Source organism: Bradyrhizobium quebecense, from assembly GCF_013373795.3.
In the GTDB taxonomy this organism is placed as follows: domain Bacteria; phylum Pseudomonadota; class Alphaproteobacteria; order Rhizobiales; family Xanthobacteraceae; genus Bradyrhizobium; species Bradyrhizobium quebecense.
On sequence record NZ_CP088022.1, the window covers coordinates 8,335,220 to 8,349,408 of the forward strand.

Here is a 14,189-nt window from a genome sequence, read left to right on the forward strand (position 1 = left end):
CGGGCTACCGTTGGCCTTAGTATCCCCGCTCTCGGTCGACCAGGTTCTCCAGCGCGCCGCCGGCCTCGAAGCGCGCAATCTGCTGCGCGACATATTTCGAGATCTCGTCGGCGTCGGTATCGGCGGCGTTGTGCGGCGTCAGCACCACCTTCGGATGGCTCCAGAACGGGCTCGCCTCGGGCAGCGGCTCGGTCTCGTAGACGTCGAGCGAGGCGGCGCCCAGCGTGCCGTCGTCGAGCGCGCGCAAGATGTCTTCCTCGTTCTGCAGACCGCCGCGGCCGGCATTGATGATGACGGGCGCGCCGAGCGGGCTGTTACGGTTCAGTTTCGCAAACACGTCGCGGTTCAGCATGTGGCGGGTGTCCGGCGTCAGCGGCAGCAGGCAGACCAGGATGTTGGTCTCGCGCACGAACGCGTTCAGTCCCTCAGTGCCATGGTGGCAGGCGATGCCGTCGATCCGCTTCGCGCTGCGGCTCCAGCCGACGACGCGGAAGCCGAGCGCGCGCAGCGCGTGCGCCGAGGCCGCGCCGAGCGTGCCGAGCCCCATGATGCCGACCGTGATCGCGCCCGCCGCCCACTGATATTTCGGCGCCCAGCGCCTCAATCGTTGCGACTCCCGCAGATAGAGCTCCTGGCGGTGATGCATCAACACATGCAGCACGACATATTCGGTCATGCGGTCGGTGAGATCGCCGACCGCTACCCGCACCAGCGGCACGTCGGGCAGCGAGCGGTCGGCCATCAGCGCGTCGACGCCGGCGCCGAGGTTGAAGATGACGCGCAGGTTCGTGAAGGCCGCGAGCTCGCCCGGCTTCGGCTTCCACACCGCGGCATAGTGCACCTCGGCGGGATCGAGCACGCGGTCCGGCAGCAGCACCACGCTGCGGTCCGGGCAGACGGTGTCGAACCGCGCCTTCCAGCGCGCCGACGACCAGTTTTCCGAGCCGCCATTGATCAGCAGCGCCAGTGTGCCCTTACCCATCCGGATATCTCCAATTTCAATGTGATATACATCACAGAACGGGCATGGCCCGCTCCCTAGTCTCCTGCCATCAACCGGGGAGAACTTCCATGCGCAAGCTGATCCTGACCGCGGCTTTCATCGCGGCCGCCGCCACCACCGCGCACGCCGGCCAGAGCCGCGGTCTCGTGCTCGCAAATGCCGACACGCCCGCCCAGGCGCAACCGGCCGTTGCGCCCGCTCCGGCCGACGCCCAGCCGTCCTCGTCGCAGGGGCAGCCGGCAGAGCCTTCGAGGCAGCAAGCCTCGCGGCCAACGAACAGGAGCCAGTCCAACCGCCGGGAGAGCGACGAAGCCAAGGCGCGCCGGATCGCCGCCCGCTACGGCGTCTACTGGTAGTCGCAGCATGAACGTCGTGGTGATCGCATGACGCGCCATCGCCACCGCCCAAGACGCAGTCGGTCGCGGCGCGCCATGAAGCGTCGGCCAATCCAGCGCCGATATCCGGAACTTAAATTTCTTTCGCTCCGCCTGTCGGCAGCGGGCATAATCGTTCGTTCTTGCAATGAACGGAGATGCCTTTTCGATGCTGTATGCCATCCTCTGCTATCATGACGAAGACATGGTCGGTTCCTGGAGCAAGGAACACGACGCCTCGGTCATGCAGAAATTGTCGGTCGTGCAGGACAAGCTCGCCAAGCAGGGCCGGCTCGGCCCGGTGGCGCGGCTGCTGCCGACCACCGCGGCGACCACGCTGCGCAAGGAAAACCCGCCGCTGGTGCTCGACGGCCCGTTCGCCGAAACCAAGGAGCAACTGCTCGGCTTCTATCTGGTCGAAGGCAAGAACCTCGACGAGGTGCTCGACATCGCGCGCGATCTCGGCGAGGCCAATCCCGGCGGCACCTATGAGATCCGCCCGGTCGGCTACTTCAATCAGGGGGGTACGAAGGCGTGAGCATGACCGACACCGCCTGGATCGATGCCGCGCTGACGTCGGCGCGTCCCCAGGCGGTTGGCGCACTGCTGCGCTACTTCCGCAATCTCGATACCGCCGAGGAAGCCTTCCAGAACGCCTGCCTGCGGGCGCTGAAGAGCTGGCCGCAGAACGGCCCGCCGCGCGATCCCGCGGCGTGGCTGATCATGGTCGGCCGCAATGTCGCGATCGACGACATCAGGCGCAGCAAGAAGCAGGAGGCGTTGCCCGACGACGACCAGGCGATCTCCGACCTCGGCGATGCCGAGGAAGAGCTCGCCGAGCGGCTCGACGGCTCGCATTACCGCGACGATATCCTGCGGCTGCTGTTCATCTGCTGCCACAAGGATCTGCCGGCGACGCAGCAGATCGCGCTCGCGCTGCGCATCGTCTCCGGCCTGTCGGTGAAGCAGATCGCGCGCGCCTTCCTGGTCTCGGAAGCCGCGATGGAGCAGCGCATCACGCGGGCCAAGACGCGTGTCGCCGACGCCAATGTGCCGTTCGAGACGCCGGGCGCGGTCGAGCGCAGCGAGCGGCTCGTCTCGGTCGCCGCGATGATCTATTTGATCTTCAACGAGGGCTATTCGGCGAGCGGTGATACCGCTCAAATCCGCTCGCCGCTGTGCGAAGAGGCGATTCGCCTCGCCCGCCTGCTGCTGCGGCTGTTCCAGAGCGAGCCGGAGATCATGGGGCTGACGGCGCTGCTGCTGTTGCAGCATGCCCGCGCCGCCGCGCGGTTCGACGCCGACGGCCAGGTGATCCTGCTCGACGACCAGGACCGCAGCCTATGGAACCAGAAGCTGATCGCCGAGGGACTGGCGCTGATCGACAAGGCGATGCGCCATCGCCGCAGCGGGCCCTATCAGGTGCAGGCCGCGATCGCCGCGCTCCATGCCCGCGCGGAAAAGCCCGAGGATACCGACTGGACCCAGATCGACCTGCTCTACGGCGCGCTCGAGATTATGCAGCCGTCGCCGGTGATCACGCTCAACCGCGCCGTTGCGGTCTCCAAGGTGAAGGGGCCGGAAGCCGCACTCGATATGATCGAGCCCTTAGCCCCGCGGCTTTCCAATTACTTCCATTATTTCGGCGTGCGCGGCGCCTTCCTGATGCAGCTCGGCCGCAACGAGGAGGCCCGCGTCACCTTCGACCGCGCCATCGCGCTCGCCAACACCACCGCCGAAGCCGCCCATATCCGCATGCATATCGACCGCCTGATGCGCGACAGCCAGCCGCGCAATGTGAAGGCGAAGTAGCGGTCGCTGGTCGTGCCTCGTTCGAGTGCACGTTGAGAAACTTCCCGTGTGGCACCCCTCTCCCTAACCCTCTCCCACAAGGGGAGAGGGAACCCCTCCGCCGGTGGCTTACTCACGTCGGATTATCAAGCGCTGAAATTTTGTGAACGAGCGCAAGTGAGGTGAGCACGCTGGTCAGGCTCCCTCCCCCCTTGCGGGGGAGGGCGGGGAGAGGGGTAAGCCCCGGGCGAGATGATCAATGTGTGCGTCGCTCTCCGCTTCTCAAAAAATCTTCACCGTCCTTGTCGGCCCCGCGCTCCTCCGTTCGTCATGGAGGCAGAGCATCACCAAGCCTTACGGAGCCCGCTATGCCGACGATCGTCGACACCGAAGTCTCAAAGCCCGCCCGCATCACCGGCCGCGTCATGAGCGGCGTGGTTATCCTTTTCCTGCTGTTCGATGGCGCGATCAAGCTGCTGCCATTGCCTGTCGTCACCGAGACCATGGACAAGATGGGCTTTGGCGCCAGCGATACGCTGGCGCGCAGCCTCGGCATCATCACCATCGTCTGCACGCTGCTGTACTCGGTGCCGCCGACCTCGATCCTCGGCGCGATCCTGCTCACCGGCTATCTCGGCGGTGCGATCGCGTCCCATGTGCGGATCGGCAGCCCGCTGTTCAGCCACACGCTGTTCGGGCTCTATCTCGGCCTGATGGTGTGGGGCGGGCTCTATCTGCGCGATGGCAATCTGCGCGCGCTGCTTCCGTTTCGCCGCTGAGCTATCCTCTTCATTCATCGACCTGGAGACCATCATGTTCGAGACCATTGCCATCATCGCTGTCATCCTCGCGGTCGCGATTGCCGTCATCCTCGTCCTCGCGGCGACCAAGCCGAGCACATTCCGCGTCACGCGTGCGACCAGCATCAATGCGCCGGCGGAACGGATCTTTCCATTGATCGACGATTTCCGGCAGTGGACGGTTTGGTCGCCCTACGAGAATCGGGATCCGGCCATGAAGCGCACCTATGACGGCGCCGGGCGCGGGCAGGGGGCGATCTATGCCTGGGACGGCAATAAGAATGTCGGCACCGGCCGCATGGAGATCCTGCAATCGTCCGCGCCGTCGAAGATCGTCATCAAGCTCGACTTCCTCAAACCGTTCGAGGGCCACAACACCGCCGAGTTCACAATGCTGCCGCAGGGAGATGCGACCAGCGTCACATGGACCATGTATGGTCCGGCCGTCTTCATGTCGAAGGTGATGCAGGTGTTCATGAACCTGGATCACATGATCGGCAAGGATTTCGAGGTCGGTCTCGCCAATCTGAAGAAGCTGATTGAAAGATAGAGAGCGTTTTCGAGCGAAGTGGTTACCGGTTCGCGTGAAGAAAACGCGTCAAAACGAGAATCTACCCAGGGAGCATGTGATGCAGGTCAACCCCTATCTCTCCTACGACGGCAATTGCGGCGCCGCGCTGAACTTCTACCAGAAGGTACTCGGTGCGCGGATCGAGGAAACCTATCCCTACGGCGAGGGCAATCCGGAGATGCAGACGCCGCCCGGCTGGAAGGACAAGATCATGCACGCCAGGGTCTCGATCGACGGCGAGATCATCATGGCCTCCGACGCCCCGCCCGGCCACTTCCAGAAGCCGCAGGGGTTTCACGTCTCGCTGCAGGTCGAGGATCCCACGGAGGGCGCGAGCCGCTTCAAGGCGCTGTCCGAAGGCGGCACGGTCACCATGCCGTTCGGCAAGACCTTCTTCTCCAACGGTTTCGGCATGTGCGTCGATCAGTTCGGCATCCCCTGGATGGTGAACTGCCCGCAGCAGATGTAGGCCGCAAGCGACCCGGTCGGGACCGTCATCCTGAGGTGGCCGCTTCTTCCGCGGCCCTCGAAGGATCGACGGCCCGGCTGGTGGCCGCGCATCCTTCGAGGCTCGCCCAGCAGCGCAATTGCGCCGCAAGGCTCGCACCTCCAGCGACAATGGCGCAGCCATTGCGCGGGGATGACGGGACGGAGAGAGCGCTTCACCTGCACCGCGGATAGATCGCCACGAGCTCGCGGCCGCGCAGCAGCAGCAGGCGTGAGGTCAGGCCGCCGCGGCGCACGATCCAGCCGCGTACCGGCGCCGGATAGGCCTCCAGCACCGCCTCGGATGCTTCCGGCTCCGCAAAGGTTCGGCCGCGCCGGTCGATCGAGCGCGCGGCGTGGAAGCCGAGCACGGCACGCCGCGTCACGCAGATACGGTCGCCCGGCACCATCGAGAGCACCAGCGTGCAGGCCGACAGGCACGGCCCGTCGATCACCACGCGCTCTCCTGACTCGCGCACTTTGTCGAACAGTTCGATGAACGGGCCGACCTGCCCGCCGGGGCTGGCGAGGATGCGGACGTCGGCCTGTGCGCCGGAGACACCGGCAAGCAGCGCTGCCATCCCCAAGATCGTCGAGATCGTCGACATCTTCCAGATCGCACCGATGCGCATGCGGCGGTTCCTTCCGTTAGCGTCGCTCCGGCTGGCGCCATGCTCCAGTTTGGCCAGCGCATGCGGCGACAGTTTGTCAGCCCGCGCCGGAGACGCCGGCCTCGGCAAAGGTCGCCATGCCGCTATGACAGGCGAGCGCCGCGCGCAGCAGCAGGATCGCAACCCCTGCGCCGGAGGCTTCGCCGAGCCGCATCTCGAGATCGAGCAGGGGCGCGAGCTGCAGTTCGCGCAGCAGCTGGCGATGGCCGAGCTCGGCCGAGACATGGCCGGCGCGGCAATGCGCGAGGCTATCAGGCGCAAGCCGCGCCAGCGGCAGCACCGCCGATGTCGCGACGAAGCCGTCGAGCAGCACCGGGATCGATCGTGCCCGCGCTGCCAGCACGGCGCCTGCGATGGCCGCGAGCTCGCGGCCGCCGAGCGCGACGGCGACGGCGAGGGGATCGTCGAGCAGGCTGCGATGCAGCTTCAGCGCGGTATCGATCACGGTGCGCTTGCGCAGCAGGCCGGCATCGTCGACGCCGGTGCCGCGGCCGGCCCAGCGCGCGCCGCGCCCGCCCATCAATGCCGCGCACAGCGTGGCGGCGACCGTGGTGTTGGCGATGCCCATCTCGCCGACCACGAGCAAATCGCATCGCTCCGGCACCGTGCGCCAGCCGGTGTCGAAGGCGACGAGGAAATCGGCGCCGTCCATCGCCGGCGCCATCGTGAAATCGCGGGTCGGACGTGCGAGCTCGAGCGGCTCGACGCGCAGCTCGGCACCGGCAAGCCTGGCGATCTGGTTGATCGCGGCGCCCCCCGCGGCGAAATTCGCCACCATCTGCGCGGTGACTTCAGAGGGAAAGGCGGAGACGCCGCGCTCGGCGATGCCGTGATTGCCGGCGAACACGGCGATCGTGACCTGGTCGAGGCGGGGGATCTCGCGCCGCTGCCAGCGCGCGAGCCAGATCGCAACCTCTTCCAGCCGGCCGAGGCTGCCCGGCGGCTTGGTCAGGTTCTGCTGGCGCAGCGTGGCGGCCGCGGCGCTCGCCGCGTCGCCGTCGGGCAGGTCGCGACAAAAGCTGCGGATGTCGTCTAGAGTACTGAACTGCATGCGATTCCCTCGTCGAGCGGGCCGCAAACTAAAGCATGTTCCGGAGCGCTGTGAAGCGGTTTTCCCGCGCGACAAACGCGTAGCGCTTGCGCGGAGATCATGCCCTAACAGGAGGCTGAAGCGCGGTGACGATCCAACCTGACCTCATCGCGTTTTAGAACAATTTTGAAGGCCAGGACTTTGAATACCAAGACCATGCGTGACTTGCTCGACGATCTCAGGACCGCCATCGCCTTTCTGACCCGGCTGCCGATGCCGCATCCGGACGGCGCGCGGCCGGAGGGCTTTGCCCGGGCGCAGCGGCTGTTTCCCCTGGTCGGGGCTGGCATCGGGGCGGCGATCGGCCTGTTCTGCCTGCTGCTGCGGACGATCGGCGTGCCGGATCTCGCCGCGGCGGCGCTGGCGCTCGGCGGCGGCGCGCTGTTGACCGGCGCGCTGCACGAGGACGGGCTCGCCGATGTCGCCGACGGGTTCGGCGGCGGCCGCGATGTAGCGGCCAAGCTCGAGATCATGCGCGACAGCCGGCTCGGCACCTATGGCGCGCTGGCGCTGGTGGTGAGCTTTGCCACCAGGCTTGCGGCGTTGGCGGCGCTTCCCAACGGCATGGTGGTGCAGAGCCTGATCGCCGCGCATGCGCTCGGCCGCGGCGTGTTGCCGTGGATCGCGATCAGCCTGCCTTACGCGCGCAAGGATGGGCTCGCGGCCAATGCCGGCCGGCCCGATGGCACGATTGCGGTGGTCGCAGCCGGCATCGCGCTGGTGATCGCCCTCCTCGCTCTGCCCTTCGGCAGCGCGCTGCTGGCGGCGATCGCGGCCGGCGCGAGCGCATTGATCATGGCGCTGCTGGCAAAGCGGCAGATCGGCGGCCAGACCGGCGACGTGCTTGGCGGGGCAGAGCAGGTTGCGGAGACCGCGATCCTGGTGCTGCTCGCGGCGCGATTCGGGTGAGCGAAACATGGATCACGAAACGCGTCTCTGGCTGATCCGCCACGCACCGGTCGACGGTCCGCGCGGCGTGATCCATGCGCCGGATGCGCCCGCGGACCTCGGCGATGCCGCGGCCTTTGCAGCGTTGCAGGCGAAGCTGCCGGCTGACGCTTTCGCGGTCTGCAGTCCGGCGCGGCGCACCAGCGCGACCGCAGCAAAGCTCGGCCTGACGGCAACGGCGGATGATGCCTTTCGCGAGCAGGATTTTGGCGACTGGACCGGCCGGCGCCACAGCGAGATCGAGGCCGAGCTCGGCGCGGAGGCCTATCGCGCGTTCTGGAATTCACCGGGGACCAACCGGCCGCCGCGCGGTGAAAGCTTCGCCGATCAGATCGCGCGCGCACGGACAGGGTTGGCGCGCCTGCCGGCCGGCGACGCCGTGCTGGTCGTGCATTCCGGCACCATCCGCGCGATCCTCGCAATCGCGCTCGAGCTCGCGCCGGAATTGGCGCTGCGCTTCGTCATCGATCCGCTGTCGCTGACGCGGATCGACCGGCTGGCTGGCAGCTGGCGCGTTGTCGCGGTGAATGGGCGGTAGGCCTTCTCGCTGCTTTCTACGGGTCACCCCCGCGCAAAGGCTTCGCCTTTGTCGCTGGAGGTGCGAGCAGAGCGAGCCTCGAAGGGTGCACGGCCACCAGCCGGGCCGTCGACCCTTCGAGACGCGCGCAAGAGCGCGCTCCTCAGGGTGACGGGCAACGAGGAGGAGTGCTGCTACAGAAAGGCGCTACCCATTCCGGCGCTGGCCGCGCAGCGTCGGCAGGCCGATGCCGGCGGCGTCGAAGCCGCCGTCGACGGCGAGGATCTGGCCGGTGATGTAGCTGGCGCGATCCGAGCACAGGAAGAAGATGGCTTCCGCGAGCTCCTCTTCCAGCCCGTAGCGGTTGAGCGGAATGGCGTCGTGATAGTCGGCGCAGATCTCCGGCGTGTGGACGGCCTTGGCCATCGCGGTCTCGACCGGCCCGGGCGCGACGCCGTTGACGCGGATGCCGAGCGAGGCGAGCTCGACCGCGAGCTGCTTGGTGAGATGCGCGAGGCCGGCCTTGCTGGTGCCGTAGGCCGAGCGCAGCGTCGAGGCGCGCACCGCCGAGATCGAGGTGATGTTGACGATCGCGCCGCCGCCATGCTCGCGCATCACGGGCGCGGCCGCCTTGGTGCACAGGAACGGGCCGGTGAGGTTGACCGCCATGATCCTGTTCCAGTCGGCGTCGGAGGTCTCCAGCACCGGCGTGAACACGGCGATGCCGGCGTTGTTGACCAGCGCATCGAGCCGGCCGAATCGGTCCGTGATCGCCGCGATCGCCGCTGCCACGCCAGCGGCATCCGATACGTCGCAGGTCAGCGCCAGCGTCGTGTCGGGCTGCTTCAATGCCGCGACCGCGGCGCGCAGCAATTCGCCCTCGATGTCGAGCAGCGCGACGCGCCAGCCGTCGGCGAGAAAGCGCTTCGCTGCGGCAAGCCCGATGCCGCGCGCGGCGCCGGTCACGAGTGCGACTTTGGGGGAAGCGGAATTCATCGGATGGTCCATCGGTTCGGGCAGCAAGTCCCGACCGTCTGCGACCTTTGTCCGGTGATGTCAACCTGAGAGGCGCTAAGCTTGCTCTGCCGTCATTGCGAGGAGCGATAGCGATGAAGCAATCTATTTTCCCCGCGCGGCCCCGGTGGATTGCTTCGCTTCGCTCGCAATGACGTGGGTGCGGCGGCTGCGCTACACTCATTTGACCCGAGAAGGCGCGTCTCGAAGGATGCACAGCCACCAGCCTGGCCGTCCATCCTTCGAGGATCGCACCGCTACCTACGCCGCGAGCTCGGCCGAGGCGCGCTGCATGTTGGTCGACATGTCCTGCGTCACGATGCTCTGCTCCTCGACCGCGGCGGCGGTGGAGGTGATGTATTCGTTGACGCCGGCGATCGCCGCCTTGATCTCGGACAGCGAGGTGACCACCTCGGCGGCGATCGAGTTCAGCGCATCGATCTCCGAGGAGATCGTGTCGGTCGCCTGCTTGGCCTGGTTGGCGAGGCTCTTTACCTCGGAGGCCACCACCGCGAAGCCGCGTCCGGCTTCGCCCGCACGCGCCGATTCGATCGTGGCGTTGAGCGCGAGCAGGTTGATCTGGCCGGTGATGCTCGAGATCATCTCCACGATGCCGCTCATCGCCTGCGCTGCGGCATTGAGCTTCTGCGCCTGTCCGTCGGCAGCCTCGACGCGGCCGGTGGCGACCGCGGCGTTCTGCTTCGACTTGGTCATGGTCTCCGAGATCTCGCGGATCGAGGCGCTCATCTCCTCGCTGCCGGCGGCGACCGCCTCGATCAGGCCGCGCGCGCTGTCGGCCTTCTTGCGGCCGATCGCCTGCGCGGTGATGTCGGTGGCGTATTTCACCACCTTGTAGGGCTTGCCGTTGAGATCGAGGATCGGGTTGTAGGAAGCCTGGATCCAGATCTCGCGGCCGCCCTTGGCGATGCGCTTGTATTCGGCGGCCTGGAACTCGCCGCGGTTCAGCGCTCCCCAGAACTCGCGGTAGCCCGCCGAGCTCGCCTCGACCGGCTCGACGAACATGCTGTGATGCTTGCCCTGAATCTCGGCGAGCAGATAGCCCATCGCGGCGAGGAAGTTCGGGTTCGCGGTGCGGATGGTGCCGTCCATGTTGAACTCGATCACGGCTTGCGACTTGCCGATCGCGTCGATCTGGCCGTCATTGTCGGCGGCCCTCAGCTTCTGCTGCGTGACGTCGGTCGCGAACTTGACGACCTTGAATGGTTTGCCGCGGTCGTCGAGGATCGGATTGTAGCTGGCGAGGATCCAGATCTCCTTGGCGCCCTTGGTGAGGCGCTTGAACTCGCCGGTCTCGAGCTCGCCGCGGTTCAGCCGTGCCCAGAAATCGCGATAGGCCGGGCTGTCGCGGTCGGCCGGCGGCATGAACATGCTGTGATGCTTGCCCTGGATCTCGGCGAGCGAGTAACCCATCACGCCGAGGAAGTTCTCGTTGGCATTGACGATGGTGCCGTCCATGTTGAACTCGATCACCGCCTGCGCGCGGCCGATCGCGGCGATCTTGCCGGCATCTTCCATGCTGTGGATCTTCTGCGCGGTGATGTCGGTGGCGAACTTGATGACGCCGACCGGCTTGCCGTTCTTGTCCAGGATCGGGTTGTAGGAGGCCTGGATCCAGACCTCGCCGCCGCCCTTGGCAATGCGCTTGTACTGCGCGGCCTGGAATTCGCCGCGATTCAGGCTCGCCCAGAACGCGCGATAGTCGTGGCTGTCGCGATACGCCGGCTCGACGAACATGCTGTGGTGCTTGCCCCTGATCTCGTCGAGCGAGTAGCCCATCGCGTTCAGGAAGTTCTCGTTGGCGGTGACGATGGTGCCGTCGAGCCTGAACTCGATCACCGCCTGCGATTTGCCGATCGCTGCGGCTTGCGCCAGTGCATTGTCGATGTTTGCCTTGTTGCTGAAACTGAACATCAGGGCTCCGTGAGGGGTCAAATGAAACGGGATGGAAAAGCAGATCGCGGCAACTCACGGAAAGGTTGCAGCGAGCCGTTTAGCATCGGTAAAGCCTGCGGCTTGGCACGGACTGCATAATGCAGCGCGGCGCGCGCGCATCTATCTCAGATTGCGAAGTAATTTTCTGATCTGCACGTTGTCATCCATGGTCGTGATGCGATGTTTACCGTAATCTTACGGACGAAAATCGATGACAACTTTGGTCCGATGCAGATGATTGCAACGCGTGCACTTCAGCAACGCTGATAGGCCTATTACGAAGGCTGATATTGCTGACGGCTTCACGGATCGATCCTGCACGTCGATTCGCGGTGCTCGACGAATCCGCGTCGCGTCGATGCCCGCTCTCGGCGCCCGGCGTCGGCCAAAATAATTGCCGCACGAGATGTCGGCAGGGCGGTCTCCGGTTCGTCCTCCGGGCATTGGTTCCATGATGGAGTTCTGATGTCACTGACCCTGCATTACCACCCGCTGTCCTCGTTCTGCTGGAAGGCGCTGGTCGCGCTTTACGAGAACGGCGCGCCGTTCACGCCGAATATGGTCAATCTCGGCGATCCCGCCGAGCGAGCGGCGCTGCTCGCGCTGTGGCCGATCGGCCGCTTTCCCGTGCTGCGCGACGAGGCGCGCGGCGAGACGGTGCCTGAATCGAGCATCGTCATCGAATATCTCGACCGGCACTATCCCGGCACCGCCAGGTTGATTCCTGACGACCCGGAGCTTGCGTTGCAGACCCGGCTGCGCGACCGCTTCCTCGATCTCTATGTCCATCTGCCGTTGCAGAGGATCGTCGGCGACCGGCTGCGTCCGGCGGACAGCAAGGATCCGCGGGGTGTCGCCGAGGCGCGGGCCCAACTCCGCACCTCCTATGCGATCCTCGACCAGCAGCTCGTGCATGGGGGCTGGATGATGGGTGAGCAGGTCTCGCTGGCCGACTGCGCCGCCGCGCCGGCGCTGTTCTACGGCAACAAGGTCGAGCCGATCGGGGAGGGCCATCCGCATCTGGCGGCCTATCTCGAGCGGCTGAAGGCGCGGCCGTCCTTCGCGCGCGTCCTCAAGGAAGCCGAGCCCTATTTCGGCATGTTCCCCAAGGAGGACTGAAAAGGAAGCCTGAAAAGGAACCTGAGATCCGGTCAGGACCCCGAAAATAAATGCGGCGCGATGTCGTTTTCGCGCCGCCCCGTTCGTCATCTCCCTGAAGCCCGGGTTCTGGAGCGCCGGTCGCGCCGAGGCGCCCGGGCGACATCTGTGTGGAGACGACATGGCTGCAGCTGGCAACAGGGCGGAGATCATCCGCGGGATCTTCGCCGCCTATCTCGCCAATGACCGCGCGAGCGTCGAGGCCGCGTTCGCGGAGGATTTCCGCTTCTCGACGCCCTATGGCGAGAACATCGACAAGCCGCGCTATTTCGCCGAGTGCTGGCGCGACTCCGCCTGGATCGGCCGCCACGAGATCGAGCGCATCATGGTCGACGGCGTTGAGGCCTACGTCACCTATCGCTGCGTTGCCCGGGACGGCAAGAGCTTCCGCAACACCGAGTTCTTCGTGTTCGACGGCGACAAGGTGTCGCGCATTGACGTCTATTTCGGTCCGTCGCATCAGGACGGCGAACTGGTCAGGCAGGATCGATGAGGCAGCCTCGGTGATATCGCTCGCGCGATCGTCGCAGGCGAGCACGAATTCTGCGAAGGAATCCCGGAAAATGTCCATTGCGAGTGAAAGCAGCGGCCTGTCGCAGGCACGACTCGGACGCATGCGCGAGGTGCTGGCACGCCATATCGATGACGGCGACGTTCCGGGTCTCGTGGCGCTGGTCAGCCGTCGCGGCGAGATCCATGCCGATGTGCTTGGTCGCATGGCGGTGGACGGGCCGCCGATGCAGCGCGACACCATCTTCCGCATCGCCTCGATGACCAAGCCGGTGACGGCGGTCGCCGCGATGATCCTGGTCGAGGAATGCCGGCTCAAGCTCGATGATCCCATCGATCGCTGGCTGCCCGAGCTCGCCGATCGCAAGGTGTTGCGCAGCATCGAATCCGAGATCAATGACACGGTACCGGCCAAGCGCGCGATTACGCTGCGCGACCTTCTGACCTTCCGTCTGGGGCTCGGCATGATCCCGGTGTTTCCGGCGCGCCATCCGATCCAGATGGCGATCGCGGATGCCGGCTTCGCGCCCGGGCCGGTGTTTCCGTCGTTTCCGCCGGACGAATTGCTGCGCCGCTACGGCACGCTGCCGCTGGCCTATCAGCCCGGCGAACGCTGGCTCTACGACGCGGGGAGCCAGATCCTCGGCGTCCTGATCGCGCGTGTTGCCGGAACCTCGTTCGCCGGCTTCCTGCAGGAGCGGATCTTCGGGCCGCTCGGCATGAACGATACGGCTTTCCACGTGCCGCAACACAAGCTGTCGCGATTTGCGACGTCCTATGGACGCGATCATGCGACCGGCACGCTGAAAGTGTTCGACGTTCCCGCGACCGGCAAATACGCGGCGCCGCCGGTGTTCGAGAACGGCAGCGCCGGGCTGGTGTCGACCGCGGATGATTTCAATGCCTTCGCGCAGATGATGCTCAATGGCGGGCGGCTCGGCACCGAGCGCATTCTGTCGCGCCCCTCGGTGGAGCTGATGACCTCGAACCAGCTCACGCCGGAACAAGGGCTTGGCTCCGAGCTGTTGCTCGGTGCGTCGCGCGGTTGGGGTTTCGGGCTGTCGGTCGTCACCGCGCGCGACGATCTCTGTCATGTGCCGGGTCGCTACGGCTGGGACGGCGGCTATGGCACCTCCTGGTATTCCGATCCGCGCGAAACGATGACCGGAATCCTGCTGACCCAGCGCATGATGGATTCGCCGCAGCCGCCCGCGGTGTTCGCCGATTTCTGGACGCTCGCCTATCAGGCGATCGATGACTAGCGCGGAGCGCGCGTCAATGACCTCGAGAATAATTTCAAAGG

The 14,189-nt window shown here is 66.0% G+C and carries 16 protein-coding genes; 11 read left to right on the plus strand and 5 right to left on the minus strand.

Annotated elements, in window-relative coordinates; all coding sequences use genetic code 11:
• Positions 1-16: 16 nt before the first annotated feature.
• Positions 17-982: a 2-hydroxyacid dehydrogenase gene (locus HU230_RS39595; RefSeq protein ID WP_176533587.1), complete on the minus strand. Its 966-nt coding sequence runs from the start codon at positions 980-982 to the stop codon at positions 17-19.
• Between the two features lie 89 nt (positions 983-1,071).
• Between HU230_RS39595 and HU230_RS39600 the strand changes: the two genes are divergently transcribed.
• From HU230_RS39600 to HU230_RS39625, 6 genes are all read left to right on the plus strand, one after another.
• Positions 1,072-1,359: a hypothetical protein gene (locus HU230_RS39600; protein ID WP_176533586.1), complete on the plus strand. Its 288-nt coding sequence runs from the start codon at positions 1,072-1,074 to the stop codon at positions 1,357-1,359.
• 187 nt (positions 1,360-1,546) lie between these two features.
• Positions 1,547-1,915: a YciI family protein gene (locus HU230_RS39605; RefSeq protein WP_157347862.1), complete on the plus strand. Its 369-nt coding sequence runs from the start codon at positions 1,547-1,549 to the stop codon at positions 1,913-1,915.
• Positions 1,912-3,189: an RNA polymerase sigma factor gene (locus tag HU230_RS39610; protein ID WP_176533585.1), complete on the plus strand. Its 1,278-nt coding sequence runs from the start codon at positions 1,912-1,914 to the stop codon at positions 3,187-3,189. The genes HU230_RS39605 and HU230_RS39610 overlap by 4 nt, the downstream gene beginning before the upstream one ends.
• 347 nt (positions 3,190-3,536) lie before the next feature.
• A complete protein-coding gene (locus tag HU230_RS39615) occupies positions 3,537-3,947 on the plus strand; it encodes a DoxX family protein (RefSeq protein WP_176533584.1) in 411 nt (136 codons plus the stop codon).
• Between the two features lie 34 nt (positions 3,948-3,981).
• Positions 3,982-4,518 carry an SRPBCC family protein gene (locus HU230_RS39620; RefSeq protein WP_176533583.1) on the plus strand — a complete coding sequence of 179 codons (537 nt, stop codon included), beginning with the start codon at positions 3,982-3,984 and terminating at the stop codon, positions 4,516-4,518.
• 79 nt (positions 4,519-4,597) lie between these two features.
• Positions 4,598-5,008 carry a VOC family protein gene (locus tag HU230_RS39625; RefSeq protein ID WP_176533582.1) on the plus strand — a complete coding sequence of 137 codons (411 nt, stop codon included), beginning with the start codon at positions 4,598-4,600 and terminating at the stop codon, positions 5,006-5,008.
• 193 nt (positions 5,009-5,201) lie between these two features.
• Here the strand turns inward: HU230_RS39625 and HU230_RS39630 are convergent, their stop codons facing one another.
• Both HU230_RS39630 and cobT read right to left on the minus strand, forming a co-directional pair.
• A complete protein-coding gene (locus tag HU230_RS39630) occupies positions 5,202-5,606 on the minus strand; it encodes a S49 family peptidase domain-containing protein (protein WP_224944289.1) in 405 nt (134 codons plus the stop codon).
• Between the two features lie 127 nt (positions 5,607-5,733).
• Entirely contained in the window at positions 5,734-6,747 is a 1,014-nt protein-coding gene (cobT, locus tag HU230_RS39635) for a nicotinate-nucleotide--dimethylbenzimidazole phosphoribosyltransferase (protein WP_176533581.1), read from the minus strand.
• 195 nt (positions 6,748-6,942) lie between these two features.
• Here cobT and cobS point away from each other — a divergent pair, with 195 nt between their 5' ends.
• Together cobS and HU230_RS39645 are read left to right on the plus strand one after the other, a co-directional pair.
• Positions 6,943-7,695, plus strand: coding sequence for an adenosylcobinamide-GDP ribazoletransferase (gene cobS, locus HU230_RS39640; RefSeq protein WP_176533580.1), 753 nt, complete (start codon positions 6,943-6,945; stop codon positions 7,693-7,695).
• 7 nt (positions 7,696-7,702) lie between these two features.
• On the plus strand, positions 7,703-8,272 hold the full coding sequence (locus HU230_RS39645; protein ID WP_176533579.1) for a histidine phosphatase family protein: 570 nt from the start codon (positions 7,703-7,705) through the stop codon (positions 8,270-8,272).
• Between the two features lie 186 nt (positions 8,273-8,458).
• Here the strand turns inward: HU230_RS39645 and HU230_RS39650 are convergent, their stop codons facing one another.
• Together HU230_RS39650 and HU230_RS39655 are read right to left on the minus strand one after the other, a co-directional pair.
• Entirely contained in the window at positions 8,459-9,247 is a 789-nt protein-coding gene (locus tag HU230_RS39650; RefSeq protein WP_176533578.1) for an SDR family NAD(P)-dependent oxidoreductase, read from the minus strand.
• A gap of 279 nt (positions 9,248-9,526) precedes the next feature.
• On the minus strand, positions 9,527-11,197 hold the full coding sequence (locus tag HU230_RS39655) for a methyl-accepting chemotaxis protein (protein ID WP_176533577.1): 1,671 nt from the start codon (positions 11,195-11,197) through the stop codon (positions 9,527-9,529).
• A 486-nt stretch (positions 11,198-11,683) separates the two neighbouring features.
• Here HU230_RS39655 and HU230_RS39660 point away from each other — a divergent pair, with 486 nt between their 5' ends.
• The 3 genes from HU230_RS39660 (at position 11,684) to HU230_RS39670 (ending at position 14,148) form a co-directional block, all read left to right on the plus strand.
• Positions 11,684-12,337 (plus strand): glutathione S-transferase family protein, encoded by a 654-nt coding sequence (locus HU230_RS39660; protein ID WP_176533576.1) that lies wholly within the window; start codon positions 11,684-11,686, stop codon positions 12,335-12,337.
• 160 nt (positions 12,338-12,497) lie between these two features.
• Entirely contained in the window at positions 12,498-12,869 is a 372-nt protein-coding gene (locus tag HU230_RS39665) for a nuclear transport factor 2 family protein (RefSeq protein ID WP_176533575.1), read from the plus strand.
• Between the two features lie 70 nt (positions 12,870-12,939).
• On the plus strand, positions 12,940-14,148 hold the full coding sequence (locus tag HU230_RS39670; protein ID WP_176533574.1) for a serine hydrolase domain-containing protein: 1,209 nt from the start codon (positions 12,940-12,942) through the stop codon (positions 14,146-14,148).
• The last annotated feature ends 41 nt before the right edge of the window (positions 14,149-14,189 follow it).

Coding starts and splice junctions, on each gene's coding strand:
- HU230_RS39625 (WP_176533582.1), top strand. CDS start 4,598: ATGCAGGTCAACCCCTATCTCTCCTACGACGGCAATTGCGGCGCCGCG.
- HU230_RS39660 (WP_176533576.1), top strand. CDS start 11,684: ATGTCACTGACCCTGCATTACCACCCGCTGTCCTCGTTCTGCTGGAAG.
- HU230_RS39655 (WP_176533577.1), bottom strand. CDS start 11,197: ATGTTCAGTTTCAGCAACAAGGCAAACATCGACAATGCACTGGCGCAA.
- HU230_RS39630 (WP_224944289.1), bottom strand. CDS start 5,606: ATGGCAGCGCTGCTTGCCGGTGTCTCCGGCGCACAGGCCGACGTCCGC.
- HU230_RS39620 (WP_176533583.1), top strand. CDS start 3,982: ATGTTCGAGACCATTGCCATCATCGCTGTCATCCTCGCGGTCGCGATT.
- HU230_RS39670 (WP_176533574.1), top strand. CDS start 12,940: ATGTCCATTGCGAGTGAAAGCAGCGGCCTGTCGCAGGCACGACTCGGA.
- HU230_RS39615 (WP_176533584.1), top strand. CDS start 3,537: ATGCCGACGATCGTCGACACCGAAGTCTCAAAGCCCGCCCGCATCACC.
- HU230_RS39665 (WP_176533575.1), top strand. CDS start 12,498: ATGGCTGCAGCTGGCAACAGGGCGGAGATCATCCGCGGGATCTTCGCC.
- HU230_RS39595 (WP_176533587.1), bottom strand. CDS start 982: ATGGGTAAGGGCACACTGGCGCTGCTGATCAATGGCGGCTCGGAAAAC.
- HU230_RS39600 (WP_176533586.1), top strand. CDS start 1,072: ATGCGCAAGCTGATCCTGACCGCGGCTTTCATCGCGGCCGCCGCCACC.
- cobS (WP_176533580.1), top strand. CDS start 6,943: ATGCGTGACTTGCTCGACGATCTCAGGACCGCCATCGCCTTTCTGACC.
- HU230_RS39605 (WP_157347862.1), top strand. CDS start 1,547: ATGCTGTATGCCATCCTCTGCTATCATGACGAAGACATGGTCGGTTCC.
- HU230_RS39650 (WP_176533578.1), bottom strand. CDS start 9,247: ATGAATTCCGCTTCCCCCAAAGTCGCACTCGTGACCGGCGCCGCGCGC.
- HU230_RS39645 (WP_176533579.1), top strand. CDS start 7,703: ATGGATCACGAAACGCGTCTCTGGCTGATCCGCCACGCACCGGTCGAC.
- cobT (WP_176533581.1), bottom strand. CDS start 6,747: ATGCAGTTCAGTACTCTAGACGACATCCGCAGCTTTTGTCGCGACCTG.